Origin of the sequence: Colwellia sp. PAMC 20917, from assembly GCF_001767295.1 — a bacterium.
Lineage (GTDB): Bacteria > Pseudomonadota > Gammaproteobacteria > Enterobacterales > Alteromonadaceae > Colwellia_A.
Map to the genome: position 1 here is coordinate 4,069,073 of NZ_CP014944.1, position 20,376 is coordinate 4,089,448.

General features: G+C 40.2%; 18 protein-coding genes and 1 pseudogene. 15 read left to right on the forward strand and 4 right to left on the reverse strand.

Translation table 11 applies throughout. The annotated features are described in order from the left end of the window. Positions 1-106 precede the first annotated feature (106 nt). The 14 genes from acpP to prpF all read left to right on the forward strand — a co-directional run bounded on the left by acpP (position 107) and on the right by prpF (position 15,560). Positions 107-340, forward strand: coding sequence for an acyl carrier protein (acpP, locus tag A3Q34_RS17435; protein WP_070376501.1), 234 nt, complete (start codon positions 107-109; stop codon positions 338-340). Positions 341-800: 460 nt separating this feature from the next. Continuing rightward, entirely contained in the window at positions 801-2,039 is a 1,239-nt protein-coding gene (fabF, locus tag A3Q34_RS17440; protein ID WP_182216877.1) for a beta-ketoacyl-ACP synthase II, read from the forward strand. Between the two features lie 105 nt (positions 2,040-2,144). Next, positions 2,145-2,954: an aminodeoxychorismate lyase gene (gene pabC, locus A3Q34_RS17445; RefSeq protein ID WP_070377234.1), complete on the forward strand. Its 810-nt coding sequence runs from the start codon at positions 2,145-2,147 to the stop codon at positions 2,952-2,954. 2 nt (positions 2,955-2,956) lie between these two features. Then, on the forward strand, positions 2,957-3,955 hold the full coding sequence (mltG, locus tag A3Q34_RS17450) for an endolytic transglycosylase MltG (RefSeq protein WP_070376503.1): 999 nt from the start codon (positions 2,957-2,959) through the stop codon (positions 3,953-3,955). A gap of 21 nt (positions 3,956-3,976) precedes the next feature. Next, entirely contained in the window at positions 3,977-4,606 is a 630-nt protein-coding gene (tmk, locus tag A3Q34_RS17455) for a dTMP kinase (protein WP_070376504.1), read from the forward strand. Positions 4,607-4,634: 28 nt separating this feature from the next. Next, complete coding sequence (locus A3Q34_RS17460; protein ID WP_070376505.1) at positions 4,635-5,546, forward strand: hypothetical protein; 912 nt, start codon at positions 4,635-4,637, stop codon at positions 5,544-5,546. 137 nt (positions 5,547-5,683) lie between these two features. Then, entirely contained in the window at positions 5,684-6,010 is a 327-nt protein-coding gene (locus A3Q34_RS17465) for a PilZ domain-containing protein (RefSeq protein ID WP_070376506.1), read from the forward strand. Between the two features lie 38 nt (positions 6,011-6,048). Next, positions 6,049-6,819 carry a TatD family hydrolase gene (locus tag A3Q34_RS17470; RefSeq protein WP_070376507.1) on the forward strand — a complete coding sequence of 257 codons (771 nt, stop codon included), beginning with the start codon at positions 6,049-6,051 and terminating at the stop codon, positions 6,817-6,819. A 377-nt stretch (positions 6,820-7,196) separates the two neighbouring features. Beyond that, positions 7,197-8,426, forward strand: coding sequence for a nucleoside recognition domain-containing protein (locus tag A3Q34_RS17475; protein ID WP_070377235.1), 1,230 nt, complete (start codon positions 7,197-7,199; stop codon positions 8,424-8,426). A gap of 153 nt (positions 8,427-8,579) precedes the next feature. Beyond that, positions 8,580-9,275: a GntR family transcriptional regulator gene (locus A3Q34_RS17480; RefSeq protein WP_070376508.1), complete on the forward strand. Its 696-nt coding sequence runs from the start codon at positions 8,580-8,582 to the stop codon at positions 9,273-9,275. A gap of 68 nt (positions 9,276-9,343) precedes the next feature. Continuing rightward, entirely contained in the window at positions 9,344-10,234 is an 891-nt protein-coding gene (gene prpB / locus A3Q34_RS17485; protein ID WP_070376509.1) for a methylisocitrate lyase, read from the forward strand. A 78-nt stretch (positions 10,235-10,312) separates the two neighbouring features. Then, a complete protein-coding gene (prpC, locus tag A3Q34_RS17490) occupies positions 10,313-11,452 on the forward strand; it encodes a bifunctional 2-methylcitrate synthase/citrate synthase (protein WP_070376510.1) in 1,140 nt (379 codons plus the stop codon). Between the two features lie 5 nt (positions 11,453-11,457). After that, positions 11,458-14,082, forward strand: coding sequence for a Fe/S-dependent 2-methylisocitrate dehydratase AcnD (gene acnD, locus A3Q34_RS17495; RefSeq protein ID WP_070376511.1), 2,625 nt, complete (start codon positions 11,458-11,460; stop codon positions 14,080-14,082). A gap of 275 nt (positions 14,083-14,357) precedes the next feature. Continuing rightward, complete coding sequence (gene prpF / locus A3Q34_RS17500; protein ID WP_070376512.1) at positions 14,358-15,560, forward strand: 2-methylaconitate cis-trans isomerase PrpF; 1,203 nt, start codon at positions 14,358-14,360, stop codon at positions 15,558-15,560. 100 nt (positions 15,561-15,660) lie between these two features. Here prpF and sbcB read toward each other — a convergent pair whose 3' ends face one another. Both sbcB and A3Q34_RS21160 read right to left on the reverse strand, forming a co-directional pair. Beyond that, positions 15,661-17,136 carry an exodeoxyribonuclease I gene (gene sbcB / locus A3Q34_RS17505; protein WP_442855262.1) on the reverse strand — a complete coding sequence of 492 codons (1,476 nt, stop codon included), beginning with the start codon at positions 17,134-17,136 and terminating at the stop codon, positions 15,661-15,663. 127 nt (positions 17,137-17,263) lie between these two features. Further along, positions 17,264-17,413: an excalibur calcium-binding domain-containing protein gene (locus tag A3Q34_RS21160; RefSeq protein WP_331710927.1), complete on the reverse strand. Its 150-nt coding sequence runs from the start codon at positions 17,411-17,413 to the stop codon at positions 17,264-17,266. A gap of 176 nt (positions 17,414-17,589) precedes the next feature. On the opposite strand from A3Q34_RS21160, the pseudogene A3Q34_RS20965 reads away from it, so the two are divergent. Further along, positions 17,590-17,810 (forward strand): annotated as a pseudogene (locus A3Q34_RS20965) (cation:proton antiporter); the annotation flags it as partial. Positions 17,811-18,031: 221 nt separating this feature from the next. Here A3Q34_RS20965 and A3Q34_RS17515 read toward each other — a convergent pair. Then, on the reverse strand, positions 18,032-19,153 hold the full coding sequence (locus A3Q34_RS17515) for an acyl-CoA dehydrogenase family protein (protein WP_070376514.1): 1,122 nt from the start codon (positions 19,151-19,153) through the stop codon (positions 18,032-18,034). A 20-nt stretch (positions 19,154-19,173) separates the two neighbouring features. After that, positions 19,174-20,373, reverse strand: coding sequence for an acyl-CoA dehydrogenase family protein (locus A3Q34_RS17520; protein WP_070376515.1), 1,200 nt, complete (start codon positions 20,371-20,373; stop codon positions 19,174-19,176). Between the last annotated feature and the right edge of the window lie 3 nt (positions 20,374-20,376).

Consider the following 20,376-nt stretch of genomic DNA (forward strand, 5'->3'; position numbering starts at 1 on the left):
CAGGTTAGACCAGACGAAAATTAAAATTAGAAGCTTGCAAGCTAGGCTGTTGACGAATAAACTACACACAATTACGAAAAATTATATTTTCTAGAAAGGAAAAAAAATGAGTACTATTGAAGAACGCGTAAGAAAAATTACAGTTGAACAATTAGGTGTAAGTGAAGAAGAAGTTAAAATTAGCTCTTCTTTTGTTGACGACCTAGGTGCTGACTCTTTAGACACTGTTGAATTAGTCATGGCGTTAGAAGAAGAATTTGATACTGAAATTCCAGATGAAGAAGCTGAAAAAATCACAACTGTACAAGCAGCTGTTGATTACGTTACTGCTAACCAATAATTACAACGTTAATTATTAGTTTTTAGTTACTGGTTTTCAAGCCAGGCTTTTAAATGAGAATTTAAAGTACACATTCAGGCGGTTTTTACCGCCTGTTTTTTTATCTACGATTCATACTCGTACCACTTCAAGATGCAGGTTTCAGCAGTCGATAAAGAGTAAGCGACACAGGTTATTGTTCCACACATAACTTAAGTACTTATATCCGTATGGCCAAAACATTGATTGAAGAGAATAGTTATTCTATTGTTGAAATCAATAACGTTGCAGATAAGCTATAAAGCGAGCTCATCGTTACAATACTTGGTAAGGGAATAACTACTGCCCTCGTATCGCGCCTTGTCTGACTTCCTAGCTTAATTCTGAAACTGCATCTTGAAGTGGATCGGGTATATATTGTTATTTTCTCAACATGAGAATATAACGATTTCTTTTCCTTATAAACTCTTAGCGGAGGCACATAGTCATGAGACGCGTTGTTGTTACCGGTCTTGGTATGTTAAGCCCTTTGGGCAACTGTCCTGAATCTACTTGGCAAAATTTACTGCTGGGTAAAAGTGGCATTAGTAATATTGAACATTTTGATACCTCTGTATACACCACCAAGTTTGCAGGTTTAATTAAAAACTTTAATGCAGAAGATTATATTGCACGAAAAGAAGCCAAGAAAATGGATCTTTTTATTCAATATGGTGTTGCCGCAGGTATACAGGCTTTTAAAGACTCAGGTCTTGAAATTGATGATGTAAACACCCACAGAGTTGGTGTTGCTGTTGGTGCTGGTATTGGCGGCCTAGGATTAATTGAAGAAAACGTTGAGAAAATGCTTAATGCAGGTCCTCGCAAGTTATCACCATTTTTTGTGCCTTCCACCATTATAAATATGATTTCTGGTCACTTGTCGATGATGCACGGCTTAAGAGGTCCTAACATTTCTATTGCAACGGCTTGTACAAGTGGTGTGCATAATATTGGTCATGCGGCTCGTATGATATCTTATGGCGATGCTGACGCTATGTTAGCCGGTGGAGCTGAGAAAGCTTCAACACGAACGGGTATTGGCGGTTTTGGTGCTGCACGAGCGTTATCAACGCGTAATGATGCACCAGAGCAAGCTTCACGTCCTTGGGACAAAGACCGCGACGGTTTTGTACTAGGTGATGGCGCAGGTGTTTTAGTGCTTGAAGAATTTGAACATGCAAAAGCGCGTGGTGCAAAAATTTATGCTGAGCTGGTTGGCTTTGGTATGAGTGCAGATGCTTACCATATGACCTCGCCACCTGCCAATGGCGAAGGTGGCGCGCGCGCGATGATTAATGCAATTAATGATGCAAAAGTTGACCAAAGTAAAATTGGTTATATTAATGCTCATGGTACATCAACACCCGCAGGTGATATTGCCGAAACCAACGCAGTAAAATCGGTATTTGGCGACAATGCTTATAAACTTATGATGGGTTCTACAAAGTCAATGACGGGTCATTTGTTGGGCGCAGCAGGTGCGGTTGAAACTATTTTTACGGTGCAAGCCTTAATGAATAATGTGGTACCACCAACAATAAATTTAGATAATCCCAGCGAAGGTTGTGATTTAGATTATATTGCTCATACGGCACGTGACGCCAATTTAGAATATGCTTTATGTAATTCTTTTGGCTTTGGTGGTACGAACGGTTCATTAATCTTTAAAAAAGTTTAAGCGCAATAACCGAGAAATATCATCAACTAAACCTTGCAGTTAATTGTTTAAGCCTGAATACTAGTCATCAGTATTCAGGCTTTTCTATTTCTAATGAAACCCAATATGTATTATCAAAGTGTTAATGGTCAAGTAGAGCAACACCTTTCAATCAATAATCGCGGCTTAGCTTATGGTGACGGCGTTTTTACTACTGCGAAAGTGCTTGATGGTAAAGTTGAACGATTAGCGTCTCACATTGAACGATTAACCATGAGCTGTAAAACGCTCAATATTCCCTTGCCAGATATGAATAAAGTCATTATTGAATTAATGGCTGTAGCAGAGCGTTATACTTTGTCTGTAGCAAAAGTGATTATAACGGCAGGTGATGGTGGGCGAGGATATTCTCGACAAGGCTGCCAAACAAGTAACGTTATTATTACTTTTCACCCTTTTCCTGAACATTATGCAAACATGCAACAACAAGGTCTTCATTTGGGCGTATCTTCATTGAAGTTAGGTATTAGCCCTTTACTCTCAGGGATAAAACACCTTAATCGTCTTGAGCAGGTGCTTGTTCGCCAGGAAGTCGATAACCGAGCAGAAGATGATTTATTAGTACTAAATTATTTTGATAATATTGTTGAAGCAAGTGCGGCGAATGTCTTTTGGCTGAAAAATAATGTTTGGTACACACCAGAACTAAAAGAGTCAGGTGTCGAAGGGTTAATGCGTAATCATATCTTACAGACTACGGGTAATTATTGTAAAATTGAGATCGTTAACGTAAAACTTGCTGCGCTTGTTAATATCCAAGCGATGTTTATTTGCAACAGTGTTATGGGTATTATGCCGGTTAGACAATTTCAACATCAAAAATTAGCATTAATGCCTTGTCGTGATATGGCTAAGTTTATTGAGGATATTTGCTAAAAATGAAAAAAATTAAGATAATATTTGCTGTGTCGTTTTTCACGGTGGTGATGTTAAGCGCCTCTTTAGTTGCCTATACCTTTTATCAAATGAAACAGCCGCTCAATATTTCATCCACCCAACTATTAACCATTAAAGACGGTACCTCGTTTAGTCGATTTTCAGAACAACTGATCAAAAATGGCTGGCTCAATACGCGCTTTTGGATGCGTAATTATGTTCGACTTAAGCCCGAGTATGCGAATATAAAAGCGGGCACTTATCAAATTAATAAAGACGTTTCTGGCGAGGTTTTGTTGGCGCAATTAGTTGCCGGTAAAGAGCATCAATTTACCGTGACTTTTATTGAAGGAACAACCTTTAAGGAGTGGTTAGTGCAGTTGAGTGAAACGGATAACCTAGTGCATACGCTTCAGCAAACTTCGGTGGCTGATATCGCGAGTAAACTCAATATTGAACACGTTAATCCCGAAGGGCTGTTCTACCCAGAAACTTACGCGTTTACTGCCGGTACTACCGATATAGAACTGTTAAAACGTGCTCAACAACAAATGTCCGTTGAATTAAATCTAGCGTGGCAAAATCGCGCCGAACCTTTACCTTATAAAAATAAGTATCAAGCGTTGATCATGGCATCGATAATTGAGAAAGAAAGTGGCAAAAATGCCGAGCATGGCATTATTTCATCGGTATTTTTTAACCGTTTAAACAAAAAGATGCGCCTGCAAACTGACCCAACCGTTATTTACGGTTTAGGTGAACGTTACCAAGGAGACATCAAATATCGTCACTTGCGCGAGAAAACACCGTATAATACTTACCGAATTAATGGTTTGCCACCTACACCTATCGCTATGCCTGGTAAAAGTGCCATACATGCCGCGTTAAACCCATTAACAACAGATTATTTATATTTTGTCAGTAATGGCAAAGGTCAGCATATCTTTTCAACTAATTTAAAAGATCATAATGCGGCAGTAAAAAAATATCAGTTGAACTAAAAATTGCATAAGAAGTAAAAAATGAATAAAGGTCAATTTATCGTCATTGAAGGTATTGAAGGGGCAGGAAAATCTTCAGCTATTTCAGTGGTTAAAAAAATACTCACCGAGCATGGTATTGATTTTATTAATACTCGAGAGCCGGGAGGCACTCCTTTAGCGGAGTCATTGCGCGATATCGTGAAATCTGCCGATCACCAAGAAATATTGACACAAGAAACTGAATTATTATTGATGTACGCTAGCCGCAGTCAGCTAATGGCGAATCGAATTCTTCCGGCATTAGAAAAAGGTCAATGGGTCATCGGTGACCGCCATGATTTAAGCTCAAGGGCTTATCAAGGGGGGGGCAGACAATTTAACGATGAACTTATGGACACGATTGCCCAAGTGACCTTAAAAGGCTTTAAGCCGCAGTTAACACTCTATTTAGATATATCTCCTGAGCTAGGTTTAGCAAGAGCGCAAGCTCGAGGGGCATTAGATCGTATCGAATTAGAAAAAATAGAATTCTTTCATCGTGTCCGTAATAAGTATCTTGAAATTGCGTTAGCCGATGAAACGATTAAAATTATTGATGCCAGTGCGCCTATGCCTGTTGTACATAATAATATTCGCTTAGCGGTAAACGAATTTTTAAAAAGTCATTAATGACTATCACCGTTAGCAGGAAACACTAATGCACAGTTGGTTAGAGCAACAGCAACTTTTGTTATCAAAGCAAATAACGCAAATAAAATTACCGCATGCCATCTTGATCAATGGTGTCGAAGGCGCGGGTAAAAGTGATCTTTCGCTGTGGCTTATTCAGGTTTTGTCTTGTACTAAACCCCAAAACTCGCAGGGTATTATCTTACCGTGTAACGTCTGTAAGGCGTGCTTACTGCATAAAAGTCATACTTACCCAGACCATTTACTTATTGAAAGTGGCGGAAAAAGTATTGGTGTCGATCAAGTGAGACAAGCGAGTCGTTTTTTCGAAAAAACAGCGCAAATAGGTCATTGTAAAACGACATTAATAACCGCAGCACATCATATGACTATCTCTGCGGCCAATGCCTTATTAAAAACCCTCGAAGAACCTAATGCTAATAACTATATTGTTTTATTAACCTCTGAAGTTGAAACGTTATTGCCGACCATTATTAGTCGTTGTTATGTGATTGATATTCGGCCGCCGGTTGGTGAAAAATTATTAGCTGAGCTTAAGCAATCTGGTAGCGACCCTTTTGTTAACTTGAGTCACTTAAAAGAACTCTCTGACAGTTTTGTTAATGACCAATACCTACATTTTGAGAGCTGTTTCTTTACTTTTTTGCAAAATAAAACCATTAAACGTAGTGAAATATTAAGCTTACTGGTTGATAACACCAATAGCGTTCGCTGGTTAGAAAAAGTCATGGTTAAGTTGATGCGCCAACAATATAATTGGCTAAAAGGCGACATTATCTTGAATGAGCAGGTAATATGGTCAATATATCAATTAGTTTTGTCTGCTATTAAACAACTTAAATTGTTAATGCAAGCAAACAAACAATTCATCTTTGAAAAGCTACTTGTTGATATAAAAACAGTTATTGAAGAAAAATAGAAAAATAAGTGCATGCGAATAGCAAGCAATATTAGCTCAATTCATCTTTGAAAAGCTACTCGTTGACATAACAGCAGTTATCGAAGAAAAATAAGATTATAATAACTAGCTCATAAGATAAATTTTGAGGAAAAATGATGAAACAATTTAGCTTAGAATTTTTATCTGACAGAGAATTATATCAATACTATATGCCCTTTGTTAAAAATGGTGGGCTATTTGTTCGCAGTACAGAGCAATTTAATTTGGGCGATGAAGTAACACTTGAAGTCACCTTGCCTGACTCCCTAGAGCCATCAAGTGTTGTAGGCAAAGTATGCTGGTTAACGCCAACAGGTGCTCAAAATGGTACACCAGCGGGTATTGGTGTTAGTTTTGAAGAAGATAATGACAATGTACGTAATCAAATTGAAAAGTTGATAGGGCGCTTATTGAGCTCTTCAGAGCCAACATTATCAATGTAGGGTTTTGTTTTAATTAAAAAATTATTGGAGAAAGTTGTTTGTTTATAGATTCACATTGCCACTTAGATAGACTGGATTTAACCGAGTTTGATGGCGAGTTAGACAATGTTTTAAAAGCCGCCGCCGCCGCTCAAGTAGACGAGATTTTGTGTGTTAGCGTAACCTTAGCGGAATTTCCTAGCATGGTAGAAAAAACGGCTAAATATGATAATGTCTGGCTGTCGTGTGGCGCTCACCCACTAAATCAAGATGATTTAATTGACCAAGAAGAGCTTGCCCGCTTATCACAAACCGACAAAGTTATTGCGATTGGTGAAACTGGCTTAGACTATTTTTATGCCCCTGAAACTAAAGCGGTGCAGCTTGATTCTTTTCGCAAGCATGTCCGTGTGGCGAATCAATTAAATAAACCGCTAATTATTCATACTCGTGATGCTCAGCAAGATACCTTAGATATTCTTCGTGAAGAAAATGCCGCAAATGTTGGTGGTATTTTACATTGCTTTACCGAAACTTGGGATATGGCAGAGCAAGCGATTGACCTTGGTTTTTATATTTCATTTTCTGGTATCGTTACCTTTAAAAATGCCAGTGAATTACGTGAAGTTGCTAAACTTGTCCCCGATGATCGATTTTTAATTGAAACAGATGCACCTTACTTAGCGCCAGTTCCTCACCGAGGAAAGCAAAATCAACCCGCTTATGTAGTCGATGTCGCTAAATTTTTAGCCAGCGTTCGTGGTCAGTCAGTTGAAACGATAGCCGAGCTTTCAACGGCAAATTTCAAACGACTTTTTAAGCTAAAATAAAGGCAAAAAAGTGCCCGAAACTATTGCTAGCTCGGGCCCAAGGGAATGGCTCGTAAAGCATGAGCCGTGCGCTAATAAACACTATTTACATCGATAAAAATCAGCAAAATAAAAATTAAAAATCGCGAGCAATTGATTGATATTTACACTGTGTGATTAATTGTAGTGTAAACTTTTTTAAAAGCTAATTTAAATTTCATTTATTATAAGTTACTGATAAATAGTATTTGTTTTGTTGTCTTGTATTTTACGGCTAACACCCACACCGCTAGTGTGCCGTTATTTCTCTCCGCTTGTCCACAAGCGTATTTGACTGTAATTACTGCGGGTAATATGTCATGATAATTTCATTATCTATGACTAATAAGATTATTTTTGTGTTAAATCGTTTGTGGATCAGTTTCTTTTTTATTGCTTTTGGCTCGGCGCTTTATCAATGGTTTTTTCTTGATAATCTTTTAATTTTTGAAGAACTCGTGCAAGCGCTTTTTTCAATGTCAAAAGTAACCGTTAATATTGCGATTGGCTTAATTGGTATTTTAAGCTTTTGGTTAGGCATGATGAAAATTGCTGAAAACGCCGGTTTAATGGATAAGCTTGCGCGCGCTATTTCGCCGTTATTCACCCGTTTAATGCCAGGCGTCCCTAAAGGTCATCCGGCTATTGCTTCAATGACGATGAACTTATCGGCTAACTTTTTAGGTTTAGATAATGCAGCAACGCCGCTTGGCTTAAAAGCCATGCAAGATCTTCAGCAATTAAACCCCCAAAAAGATACCGCGACCAATGCACAAATATTATTCCTGGTTTTAAATACCTCAAGCGTTACACTTTTTCCCGTTGCTGTGTTTGTTTATCGCGCTCAGCAGGGAGCTGCTAGCCCTACCGATGTTTTTGTCCCTATTATACTGGCAACGTTTGCTTCAACTTTCGCTGGCTTATTAGCGGTAGCCACAGTACAAAAAATTAAGCTGTATAACTCAATTATTTTACTCTATTTATCTGCAGCGATTGCTTTAGTAGGAGGCTTAGTGGTGTATTTCTCGATGCTGACCTCACAAGCACTTGCCGAACAGTCGTCATTTTTAGGCAATTTTTTAATTTTTTCGACCTTAATTATTTTTATCTTGGCAGCCGTTCGAAAAAAGGTTGATGTTTACGACAGCTTTATAGAAGGGGCTAAAGAAGGTTTCGACACCAGTATTAAACTTATTCCTTATTTACTGGCGATGTTGGTCGCTATTGGCGTCTTTCGTGCCAGTGGCGCATTAACACTAATTGTCGACAGTTTTAGGGAGTTAGTGATGTTTTTAGGGTTTGACACCCGTTTTGTTGATGCGATGCCTACCGCGTTAATGCAACCGTTAAGTGGCTCTGGTGCCAGAGCTATGATGATTGAAACGATGAAAACCCATGGTGCCGATTCTTTTGCCGGTCGATTAGCATCAATTTTTCAAGGATCAACAGAAACAACTTTTTATGTACTAGCCGTTTATTTTGGCTCTGTGGGAATTCGATATAGTCGACATGCCATTGCCTGTGGCTTACTTGCTGATTTAGCTGGGATTACTGCAGCAATAGCGGTTTGCTATTGGTTTTTTGGTTAATTCCCTCAGCGCCTACACCTAATTCAATAACTAAATTGTCGACAATTATACTTTGGTCTACTTGACTTTTAAGCTGTGTGCTTTAGTATGATTTTTAAAATCGGTAAATGTCGACAATTACCTCGTTAAGACAATTATGGCGCTAGCATACTTATGGCATTAGACAATCCAACCTTACAAGAACCAGTGACCACTGCAGACAAAGTTTTTTATGCCATACTTCATGCGATTGTCGATGGAAAAATAGCAGCAGGCAGCAAAATTAGTGAGCCCGGATTAGCTAAGCAATATGAAATCAGTCGCTCTACTTTGCGAGAAGCCCTCAATCGTTTAGAAAAATGTCATTTAATTGAGCGTAAAGCCAATGTTGGCTCAAGAGTTGTTGATTGCACCATCGAAGGCTTATTAGAAATATACGTGGTTCGTGAAGCGCTTGAAGGCATGGCTTGTCGAGAAGCGGCAATTAACATGAGCGATGATGAAATAGCCGAAATGCAAGATATGCTCGCTCAACACGCCAACTCACAAGACCTTATCGATGGTGTTGCTTATTATCAAGAAGAGGGCGACTTAGACTTTCACTATAAAGTGATTTTAGGTAGTCATAATCAACAATTAATCAATATTCTTTGCGGGCAGCTTTACCACTTAGTGCGTATGTATCGTATTCAATTTGGCATGCATAGCCCACGCGCAACCCGTGCCTTTGAAGAACATTCACATATTATCCAAGCGATTTGTGACCGAGATGGCGAACTTGCTGAAATTTTGATGAGACGTCATATTGCCGCATCAAGAAAAAATATCGAAAAGAAAATAGCGCTACAAAATAGCGCGACCAATAAATAAAAGTAAAGCTGACCAGTGGCTTTAACAAATAGCACAACAATTATTTAACAAAACTAAGAGGAAACCCTATGTCTACGCAACTTTCACCTGGCGCTAAATTCCGTCAAGCACTAGTAAACAATAAACCTTTACAAGTAGTGGGTACTATCAACGCTTATTGCGCGATGATGGCTGAGCAATTAGGTCACCAAGCGATTTACCTTTCAGGTGGTGGTGTTGCCAATGCTTCATATGGTTTACCCGATTTAGGTATGACGTCATTAAATGATGTTATTGCTGACGTTCAGCGTATTACTGCTGCTTCAAGTTTGCCTTTGCTGGTTGATATAGATACCGGTTGGGGTGGCGCGTTTAATATCGCTAAAACTATTCGCGATATGGAAAAAGCAGGGGCAGCCGCGGTTCATCTTGAAGACCAAGTGGCACAGAAACGTTGTGGACATCGTCCAAATAAAGAAATTGTTTCAACCCAAGAAATGGTTGACCGTATTAAAGCCGCTGTAGATGCGCGTATTGATAAAGACTTCTTTATCATGGCTCGTACCGATGCTTTTGCTCAAGAAGGCTTAGAAGCTGCACTTGAAAGAGCTAAAGCTTATGTGGCAGCAGGGGCCGATGGTATTTTCGCCGAAGCAGTTAAAACAGAAGAACATTATCGGGCTTTTACCGAAGCGTTAGATGTGCCAGTGCTCGCTAATATTACCGAATTTGGCCAAACCGAATTGTGGAACAAAGCGCAACTAGGTGAGTGGGGTTGTGCGATGGTACTTTACCCATTATCAGCATTTCGTGCGATGAATAAAGCGGCTGAGTCGGTTTACAAAACCTTACTTGATGATGGTGACCAAAAAGCTGAAATCGACAATATGCAAACGCGTATGGATTTATACGATTACTTGGGTTACCACGACTACGAGCAAAAGCTTGATGCTTTGTTCACCGAAGGTAAAAATAAGTAACAGATATTATAATAAAATAAAACTAAGTTAGCAGCGATACAAGCGACTAACCCAACAAAAGAATATGAGGAAAATAGTATGTCAGATGTAAAAGTAGCAGATAAAAAAATTGGTGGCGCAGGCTTACGTGGTCAAAGTGCGGGTGAAACTTCGCTTTGTACCGTTGGTGAGTCAGGCTCAGGTTTAACCTATTGTGGTTATGATATTGCTGATTTAGCTGAAAACAGTACCTTTGAAGAAGTTGCTTATTTACTCTTTCATGGTGAACTCCCTAATGAAAAAGAACTCGCCACTTATAAAACTGAGTTGTTTGCCATGCGCGACTTACCGCAAGCATTAAAAGCGGTATTAAAACTGATCCCAAAAGAAACTCATCCAATGGATGTTATGCGCACCGGTTGTTCATTTTTAGGTAATTTAGAGCCAGAAAATGATTTTAGCGAGCAAAATCAAGCAGCCAATCGCTTATTAGCCGCATTTCCTGCCATCATGTGTTACTGGTATAAATTCTCCCATGACGGTGTAGAAATTGACTGTACTTCAACCGAAGACTCTTTAGGCGGACATTTCTTGCGCTTACTAAATGGTGAAAGCCCATCAGCACAGCATCAACGTGTTATGGACGTATCATTAATTTTATATGCAGAACATGAGTTTAATGCTTCAACCTTCACGGCGCGTGTATGTGCTTCAACCTTGTCTGATATGTTTTCATGTGTCACCGGCGCTATTGGCACATTACGTGGTCCACTTCATGGTGGTGCTAACGAAGCCGCAATGGATATGATTGAATCATTCTCATCGCCAAGCGACGCTAAAGAAAAAATGGCGGGTATGCTTGAACGTAAAGAAAAAATTATGGGCTTTGGTCACGCAATTTACCGTACTTCAGACCCACGTAATGTCATTATTAAAGCATGGTCTGAAAAGTTAGCGGCTGAAAATGGGGATACGTCACTTTACGATATTTCAGTAGCCTGTGAAGAATTCATGTGGGATACCAAAAAGTTATTCTGTAACGCTGATTTTTTCCATGCTTCAACGTACAGCTACATGGGTATTCCCACTAAATTGTTTACCCCTATTTTTGTCTGTTCACGCGTAACAGGTTGGTCTGCTCACATTATGGAGCAACGTTCAAATAACCGTATTATTCGTCCAAGTGCTGACTACAAAGGCGCTAAGCCGAGAGCGGTTCCACCTATCAGCGAAAGGTAATGACTATGAATTATGAACATCGCAAACCGTTGCCCGGTTATAAAATTGGCGGCATCAATATAGATTATTTTGATACTCGAGGGGCGGTTGAAGCAATAAGCGCCGGTAGTTACGCAAAACTACCTTATACCTCACGCGTATTAGCTGAACAATTGGTACGCCGTTGTTCACCTGAAACCTTAACAGATTCACTTAAGCAATTAATTGAGCGTAAGCAAGATCTTGATTTTCCATGGTATCCGGCACGTGTTGTTTGTCATGATATTTTAGGTCAAACGGCTTTGGTAGATTTAGCAGGACTGCGTGATGCGATTGCCGAGCAAGGTGGTGATCCTTCAAAAGTAAACCCGGTTGTACCGACGCAATTAATTGTTGATCATTCTGTTGCTGTTGAACATGCTGGTTTTGAAAGTGATGCGTTTGAAAAAAATCGTGCCATTGAAGATCGCCGTAACGAAGACCGTTTCCATTTTATTGAATGGACCAAAACAGCGTTTAAAAATGTTGATGTTATTCCTGCGGGTAATGGCATTATGCATCAAATCAATTTGGAAAAAATGTCACCGGTTATTCAACTCCGTGACGGTGTTGCTTTTCCTGATACTTGTGTTGGCACCGACAGCCATACCCCGCATATCGATTGCTTAGGTGTTATAGCTATTGGTGTCGGTGGTTTAGAAGCTGAAACTGTCATGTTAGGTCGCCCGTCGATGATGCGCTTACCTGATATTATTGGCGTAAAACTGGTGGGTAAACGCCAACCGGGTATTACGGCTACTGATTTGGTTTTAGCCATTACTGAATTTTTGCGTAATCAAAAAGTGGTATCAAGTTACTTAGAATTCTTTGGTGAAGGTACCAAAGGTTTAACTATAGGTGACCGCGCTACTATTTCGAACATGACACCTGAGTATGGCGCTTCAGCAGGAATGTTTTATATTGATCAACAAACCATTGATTATTTAAAACTGACCGGCCGTGAGCCAGAGCAAGTTGAACTGGTAGAAACCTATGCTAAACATACCGGTTTATGGGCTGATGACTTAGCTGACGTTGAATATGACCGCGTTATTGAGTTTGATTTATCATCAGTTGGTCGTAATATGGCTGGCCCGTCTAATCCGCACAGTCGTTTACCGACCAGCGAATTGTCGTCAAAAGGCATAGCGAAAGACCTTGATGCCTGTAAAGCACAAGAAAAAGCCGGAGAGATGCCAGATGGCGCGGTTATTATTGCCGCTATAACCAGTTGTACTAATACCTCGAACCCTCGCAACGTTGTGGCGGCAGGCTTAGTGGCTAAACGCGCTAACGAGCTTGGCTTATTGCGCAAACCTTGGGTTAAATCATCTTTTGCACCAGGTTCAAAAGTCGCGAAACTTTATTTAGAAGAAGCCGGTTTATTATCTGAAATGGAAAAAATGGGTTTTGGTATTGTCGGTTACGCTTGTACAACTTGTAACGGCATGTCGGGCGCGTTAGATCCAAAAATTCAACAAGAAATTATTGACCGTGATCTTTATTCAACGGCGGTTTTATCGGGTAATCGTAACTTTGATGGACGTATTCATCCGTATGCTAAACAAGCCTTTTTAGCTTCACCACCGTTAGTCGTTGCTTATGCTATTGCCGGTACGATGCGTTTCGATATTGAAAAAGATGTACTCGGACAAGACCAACAAGGTAATGATATTACCTTAAAAGATATTTGGCCAACTGACGAAGCTATAGATGCGATAGTTGCAAGCTGTGTTAAGCCAGAGCAGTTCAAGAAAATTTATACGCCGATGTTTGATTTAGGCGCTTTTGAGCCGGCTGAATCTCCGCTTTATGATTGGCGAGAAATGAGCACTTACATTCGTCGTCCACCCTATTGGGAAGGCGCCTTAGCGGGTGAACGTACCATGAAAGGTATGCGTCCGTTAGCGGTTTTAGGTGACAACATCACCACAGATCATTTATCACCCTCAAATGCTATTCAACTCGATAGTGCTGCAGGGGCTTATTTAGATAAAATGGGCTTACCCGAAGTCGACTTTAACTCTTATGCAACGCATCGCGGCGATCATTTAACCGCGCAACGAGCAACTTTTGCTAACCCTAAATTGTTAAATGAAATGTGTCGTGATGACAAGGGTGACATTAAACAAGGTTCACTGGCGCGTATAGAGCCAGAGGGCACTGAGTCACGCATGTGGGAAGCGATTGAAACCTACATGGAGCGTAAGCAACCGTTAATTATCGTTGCTGGCGCTGACTATGGTCAAGGTTCATCACGTGATTGGGCGGCTAAAGGTGTTCGTTTAGCTGGGGTTGAAGTGATCGTTGCCGAAGGTTTTGAGCGTATTCATCGTACTAACTTAGTGGGCATGGGCGTTTTACCTTTGCAGTTTGTTAATAACGAAACACGCCATACCTACAATATTGATGGTACCGAAACGTTTGATGTTGCAGGTAACGGTGAGATGTCACCGGGCGCTGAAATGAACGTGTTAATGACCCGTACCAACGGCGAATTATTAACGATACCAGTTAAGTGTCGTTTAGATACCGCCGAAGAAGTGTCAGTTTACAATGCGGGTGGCGTATTGCAAAAGTTTGCGAATGACTTCTTGGAGTCTAATAGATAATTGATTTTTAATGTTTTATCTAGGTTTAAAGTGCTCATTGATCTTAGTCAACGGCGCGTTGGCCTTGATAAAACACTTCTTATAAAAATCAACTCGGTGTAATTTTAATTAAAGCAGCAATTTAGGTAACTAATTTGCTGCTTTTTATTAGTGACAAAATCGCAAAGCAAAAAGCTTTTTAGTCAGGATAATGGCAGCAGCATAGAAAGCTATGTGACACCATTTAACCTAGCTAAAGCGTCTTGCGAGAAGCGAAAAACATTGAAGGAAAACTGATGATTCATACTCCCAAAATACACATACCTCAAGTAAAAATTCCTGCTACTTATATGCGTGGCGGCACTTCAAAAGGCGTATTTTTTAATTTAACTGATTTACCTGAACGTTGTCAGGTTGCCGGCGAAGCACGCGATAATATGCTGCTACGCGTTATTGGTAGTCCAGATCCTTACGGCAAACAAACCGATGGTATGGGCGGCGCAACCTCAAGCACCAGCAAAACCGTTATCTTAGCAAAATCAAACCAAGCCGATCACGATGTAGATTATTTATTTGGCCAAGTGGCTATCGATAAAGCGTTTGTAGATTGGAGTGGTAACTGCGGTAACTTAACCGCTGCAGTTGGCTCATTTGCGATTAATTCTGGCCTTGTTGATGCAACCCGTATTCCTGAAAACGGAATTTGTACTGTACGTATTTGGCAAAAAAACATCTCGAAAACGATTATTGCTCAAGTACCTATCACCAACGGTGAAGTACAAGAAACCGGTGATTTCGAGCTCGACGGAGTTACTTTCCCTGCGGCAGAAGTACCGGTTGAATTTATCGCACCCGTTGATCCATCAGAGGCGATGTTTCCAACGGGAAATATTGTTGATGACCTAGAGGTACCCGGTGTTGGCGTTTTTAAAGCAACGATGATCACCGCAGGTATTCCAACCATCTTTTTAAATGCAGATGAAATTGGTTATACCGGCGCCGAGTTACAAGAAGCCATTAATGGCGACCCTGCAGCACTAGAACGTTTTGAAACGATTCGTGCTTATGGCGCGATTAAAATGGGCTTAATTACTGAAATTTCAGAAGCAGAGGCTCGCCAACATACCCCCAAAGTTGCTTTTGTTGCACCAGCTAAAGATTATGTTACCTCAAGTGGTAAAGCTGTTTTAGCAAGCGATATTGACTTACACGTGCGCGCATTGTCTATGGGTAAATTACACCATGCGATGATGGGTACAGCGGCAGTTGCTATTGGCGCAGCAGCCGCTATTCCGGGCACCTTAGTTGCTCTTGCTACGGGTAATGCTGCAGGTGAAGGCTCAGAATCTGTGACTTTTGGTCATCCATCAGGCACGCTTAAAGTGGGCGCACAAGCCAGTGAAGTTAATGGCGCCTGGATTGTTGATAAAGCCGTAATGAGCCGAAGTGCTCGCGTATTAATGGAAGGTTGGGTACGTATTCCTGGCGATTCATTTTAGCTAAGCGTCTTTCATGCTATCAATAAAAATGGAGCGATTAGGCTCCATTTTTATTAAGTAATTACCTCATATGAAATACAACATAAATAACAAGGTAACCTTAAGACTGTAAGTATTGATAAAGTGCTTTAAGCACCTTCATTTTCCCTGCATCGCTCTCATGCTCATGCGCTAAATTCTCTAACGTGATCATAAACTCATCAGCACTTAATAAGCCTTTACCACCAAACTGAATTTTGTCTTGGCAACGTTGCTGCCACTTTTGTTGTTCAGCACTGCTTAAGGTTAATGGATAATTTCTGGCTCGATATAAAAATAATAAAGGCATTAATCGTTCATCTTGAAAAATAAACGGGTGAGTCGCTAATTGTTCAGGTGAAAGCTCACGTAGAATATCCATTTGTGCTTTGTCACCGTGCGAAAAGAAATTACCACCATACAGAGAGTGCTCAGCGTCTGGCTTTGCTTGGTCGCTATAGTCTTCGGCAGCAAATACTTCCGCTAATTTATCTCTTACTTCTAAATGCTGTTTTAACTTAGCCAAATTTGCTAAACAAAGCTCGCGAGGGATCTTCAAACGTTCGGCATTTTCAGGCAATAATGTTTTTGCTGGCGCAACAATAGGACACTTGTTGAGATGAATAAGTTTTATGGGAATGGGTAATTCGTCATCGGCTAATTCATCGTGTCGAGTATACAATCGCGCTTTGATTTCATCGCTACTTAAATCAAATAATGGCTGTGGATCTAACGCTAAGTCTACGGCGATAATGGCATTTTTATTAACCGGATGATAAGCAAAAGGGGCGAACCAGCTGGTACAACCGTGCTCCGATGAAATTTTACTTGAGGTATGCACAATCGGCGTCATATTATAAACGTCAATTAATTCAGCAACCTGCTTTTTATTTCTCAGATTAAAAATAAAGTCATAAAGCTTAGGCTGTTTTTCTTTAATCAACTTTGCCATGGCAATAGTGGCATAAACATCACTCATCGCATCATGCGCTGCTTCATGAGCAATATCATTGGCTTTAGTTAATAACTCAAGACGAAAACTAACCACTTGTTCGCCATCTCGCACAACGGTTGGCCAGTTTATACCTTCAGGGCGAAGGGCATAACAAGCACGCACCATATCAATAATATCCCAACGAGAATTACCATTTTGCCATTCCCGTGCATAAGGGTCGTAAAAATTACGATAAAGCAGGTAACGGGTAAATTCATCATCAAAACGAATACTGTTATAGCCAGCAACGCAGGTATCAGGTTGGGTAAATAACGTATGAATACGTTCAGCGAACTCAACCTCTGATAAACCCTCTTGCTGAGCTTTCTGTGGAGTAATACCCGTAACTAAACAAGCTTCCGGCTGCGGAAGATAATCTTGTGGCGGCCGACAATAAAACATTTCTGGTTTGCCAATAATGTTTAAATCATGATCGGTTCGTATACCGGCGAACTGAGACGGTTTATCAAACTTCGGCGATATACCAAAAGTTTCATAATCGTGCCAGAGGATCGTTGGCTGTTCTGTGTTTGGAGCAGAAGAGTTCGGTTTCATTTTATCCATGTAAAACAACTTGTAGTTTTAATATCGCTATAGATTTCAAGCTATTGCTAAGCTAAAAAGGCTAAGCCACTTTATGGCTCTGACTTTAGCACAGGCAAAGGATAAAATCCTACAAAAAGGGTGGTAGTTAAAAGGTGTTACATTGCCTTTCACAGGGGTTAGCGTCTCTATTACCATCCATTTTAGTATAGAGATAATTTTGAAGAAAATACTTCGCTTCTTCATAATATGACATTTCACTGCAATGCTGGCGACCATAACATGAACATTGTGACATGGTATTGATTACTGGCTGGGATGGAAATGAATTGACCTTAGGTGCCGTGAATTGCTCTGCAGGGATATGTGGAGTCTTTACGTTCAAGCGTTAATGGGAAACAGCACAAACAGCGATTACCGCAAATAGTAAAAATGTTTTGCTTTTTGGCGTGGATGAGTTTTTATAAACCCGGTGGCTTTATTATTTTAGGACGTATTGTGGCAAAAGAACTGACTTATAAAGGTGTGAGCTTTGTAATTATTTCTGATAATTTAAAACATGTATGACTGACAAGAAAACGTGGTTATAACGCTTACTTTGACCACTTAAACAAAGCCCCGGTTTCAGAAGTATTAAGGGGAGAACAAGCACTAGTATTATTACGGTTAATTCTTTAATGAAAAAGTGGATTATCGCAGCTAGTGAAATGATTGAAGTTTTACTAATTAGCTAATTTCGGCCATTAATTTTTATTTAATCAGTATTTTTCTGTTTCATAGGAATTGAGATGAAAGAGATAGAATAATGCTTTGGCTATCTTTACATTGAAAATGAAAATGAAAATGAAAATGAAAATGCCTTGAATTGTACTTATCAATTCAAGGCATTTTTTATGAGGTAACCGTAATTAACGCGTTATAAGGCTGCAAAACGTTTGGTATGAGCATCAGTGCTACCAAACAAAAATTGAATGGTGGTCAAACGTTTAAAGATATGACCGACATCAAGTTCATCAGTCATACCTATAGCACCATGTAACTGAACTGCTTCACGACCCACTAAGTTTGCTGCTTTACCAATTCGACTTTTCGCCGCTGATAATGCTTTTGCATCATGGCCATTATTGCTATCCATTTTTAATACCGCCATTAACAGTATAGATTTAGCTTGCTGATGCTCGATAAACATATTTACTAGCCGGTGTTGTAGTGCTTGGAAAGTGCCAATAGTACGACCAAACTGTTTACGTGTTTTTGCATATTCTACTGTGCGTTCATTGGCTATTTGCATGGCACCAACGGCTTCGGCGCAAACTGCTAACGTAGCTTTGTCGATAATATTACTAATGACAGGCAAGGCGTTGTCTTGCTCACCTAACAAGGCTAGAGCAGGGGTGTTATCAAACCAAATGTCAGCCGCTTGATGGCCATCAACATTGGCATAACCTTCGCGTTTCACGCTCGGGTGATTAGCGTCAACAAGGAATAAGCTGATGCCATTGTCGTCATTTGTTGCACCAGAAGTACGCGCTGAAACTATTAATGTGTCGGCATGATTACCATTTAATACCACCGACTTTTGACCGGTAATAACAAATTCACCCTCGTTTTCGATAGCACGACATTTTACGTTGTTTAATTGATAACGACTTTGCGGCTCGGCATAGGCAAAAGCCATTTGCAACTCACCTGCCATTATTGTCGGTAAATAATCGTCTTTTTGCGCTTGATCACCGGCTAAGGCAATTAAACCACCCGACATAACCGCTGTTGCAAGGAAAGGTTCAACGACCATGCCTTTGCCAAACTCTTCCATGACCAACATAAGGTCGACCATAGAACCACCTAAACCGCCATCTTCCTCGGTAAATGGCAGCATTAACCAGCCAAGTTCAGCAAATAAACGCCAATTTTCTTGACTAAAACCTGTCTCCGATGCCAGTATTTTTCGACGCGTATCAAAATCGTAATCGTTGAGAATAAACTTTGATACACTATCTTGAATCATTTGTTGTTCGTTGTTTAACGAAAAGTCCATAGTAAACTCCTAATGCTAATTTAAAGGCCTAAAACGGCTTTACTGATAATGTTAGTTTGAATTTCGTTACTTCCGCCATATATGGAAGCTTTGCGATTATTAAAGTAACGTAATGCACTGTTCGTTGCCATATCAGGGCCAATGCTTTGTCCGTCAAACTCATCATTGAACTGATGAGGAACAAATGGCATTGCGTAATATCCCGCGGCTTCGACATACAATTCGTCAATGGCTTGGATAATTTGTGTGCCGACAATTTTTAAAATAGACGACTCTGGCCCGGGTGCTTGGCCTGTGCTGATAGCAGAAAGTGTGCGTAATTCAGTATATTCTAAGGCTAATAAATCGATTTCTACTTGTGCAATTTTTTGCGCAAAAATAGTGTCTTCAATTAACTTATTATCGCCATCAGGCGATGTTTGCGCCAAGGCTTTTAACTGTACGAGGCGATCTTTAGAGATAGCAACGCGAGCGATACCGGTTCGCTCATGGGTTAATAGTACTTTAGCGTAGGTCCAACCTTCACCTTCTTCACCAATAAGATTAATTGCAGGCACACGGGCATTATCAAAATGAACCTCATTAACTTCATGTCGACCATCAATGGTAATAATGGGTGATACCGTTATCTTAGGGTCGTTCATGTTAATTAATAGGAAACTAATCGCTTCTTGGTTTTTAACGCTTGGCTCACCGGTTCTGACTAAACAGAATATCCAATCGGCATGTTGGCCTAAGGTTGTCCATGTTTTGGTGCCGTTAACCACATATTCATCGCCTTCTTTTACCGCTGTTGTTCTAACCGATGCAAGGTCAGAGCCTGCACCTGGTTCTGAATACCCCTGACACCACCACACATTACTGGCTAATACGTCAGGCAAAAAACGTTGCTTTTGTTCTTCATTACCAAAGGTATAAATAACAGGGGCCACCATTTTTAGACCAAAAGGAATTACATCGGGGCCACCGGCTTTGGCACATTCATTAGCAAAAATATATTTTTGTGTCGGTGTCCAACCCGTTCCACCATGCTCAACTGGCCAATTAACACCGGCCCAGCCTTGTTTGTAGAGTATTTTTTGCCACTGGTTACATTCATCTTTAGATAAATGTAATGCGTTTTTGGTTTTTTCAGCGATATCTTTCGGTAACTTTTCTTGCAAAAATTGCTGCACTTCTTGTTGAAAGTCTTTTTCTTGGGCGGTAAAGTTTAAATTCATTGT

Excerpts from the sequence above, each read along its gene's own strand:
- sbcB (WP_442855262.1), bottom strand. The coding sequence starts at position 17,136 with ATGGATAAAATGAAACCGAACTCTTCTGCTCCAAACACAGAACAGCCA.
- acpP (WP_070376501.1), top strand. The coding sequence starts at position 107 with ATGAGTACTATTGAAGAACGCGTAAGAAAAATTACAGTTGAACAATTA.
- prpC (WP_070376510.1), top strand. The coding sequence starts at position 10,313 with ATGTCAGATGTAAAAGTAGCAGATAAAAAAATTGGTGGCGCAGGCTTA.
- A3Q34_RS17465 (WP_070376506.1), top strand. The coding sequence starts at position 5,684 with ATGAAACAATTTAGCTTAGAATTTTTATCTGACAGAGAATTATATCAA.
- pabC (WP_070377234.1), top strand. The coding sequence starts at position 2,145 with ATGTATTATCAAAGTGTTAATGGTCAAGTAGAGCAACACCTTTCAATC.
- A3Q34_RS17520 (WP_070376515.1), bottom strand. The coding sequence starts at position 20,373 with ATGAATTTAAACTTTACCGCCCAAGAAAAAGACTTTCAACAAGAAGTG.
- acnD (WP_070376511.1), top strand. The coding sequence starts at position 11,458 with ATGAATTATGAACATCGCAAACCGTTGCCCGGTTATAAAATTGGCGGC.
- prpF (WP_070376512.1), top strand. The coding sequence starts at position 14,358 with ATGATTCATACTCCCAAAATACACATACCTCAAGTAAAAATTCCTGCT.
- A3Q34_RS21160 (WP_331710927.1), bottom strand. The coding sequence starts at position 17,413 with ATGTCACAATGTTCATGTTATGGTCGCCAGCATTGCAGTGAAATGTCA.
- A3Q34_RS17480 (WP_070376508.1), top strand. The coding sequence starts at position 8,580 with ATGGCATTAGACAATCCAACCTTACAAGAACCAGTGACCACTGCAGAC.
- prpB (WP_070376509.1), top strand. The coding sequence starts at position 9,344 with ATGTCTACGCAACTTTCACCTGGCGCTAAATTCCGTCAAGCACTAGTA.
- tmk (WP_070376504.1), top strand. The coding sequence starts at position 3,977 with ATGAATAAAGGTCAATTTATCGTCATTGAAGGTATTGAAGGGGCAGGA.
- A3Q34_RS17460 (WP_070376505.1), top strand. The coding sequence starts at position 4,635 with ATGCACAGTTGGTTAGAGCAACAGCAACTTTTGTTATCAAAGCAAATA.
- A3Q34_RS17515 (WP_070376514.1), bottom strand. The coding sequence starts at position 19,153 with ATGGACTTTTCGTTAAACAACGAACAACAAATGATTCAAGATAGTGTA.
- mltG (WP_070376503.1), top strand. The coding sequence starts at position 2,957 with ATGAAAAAAATTAAGATAATATTTGCTGTGTCGTTTTTCACGGTGGTG.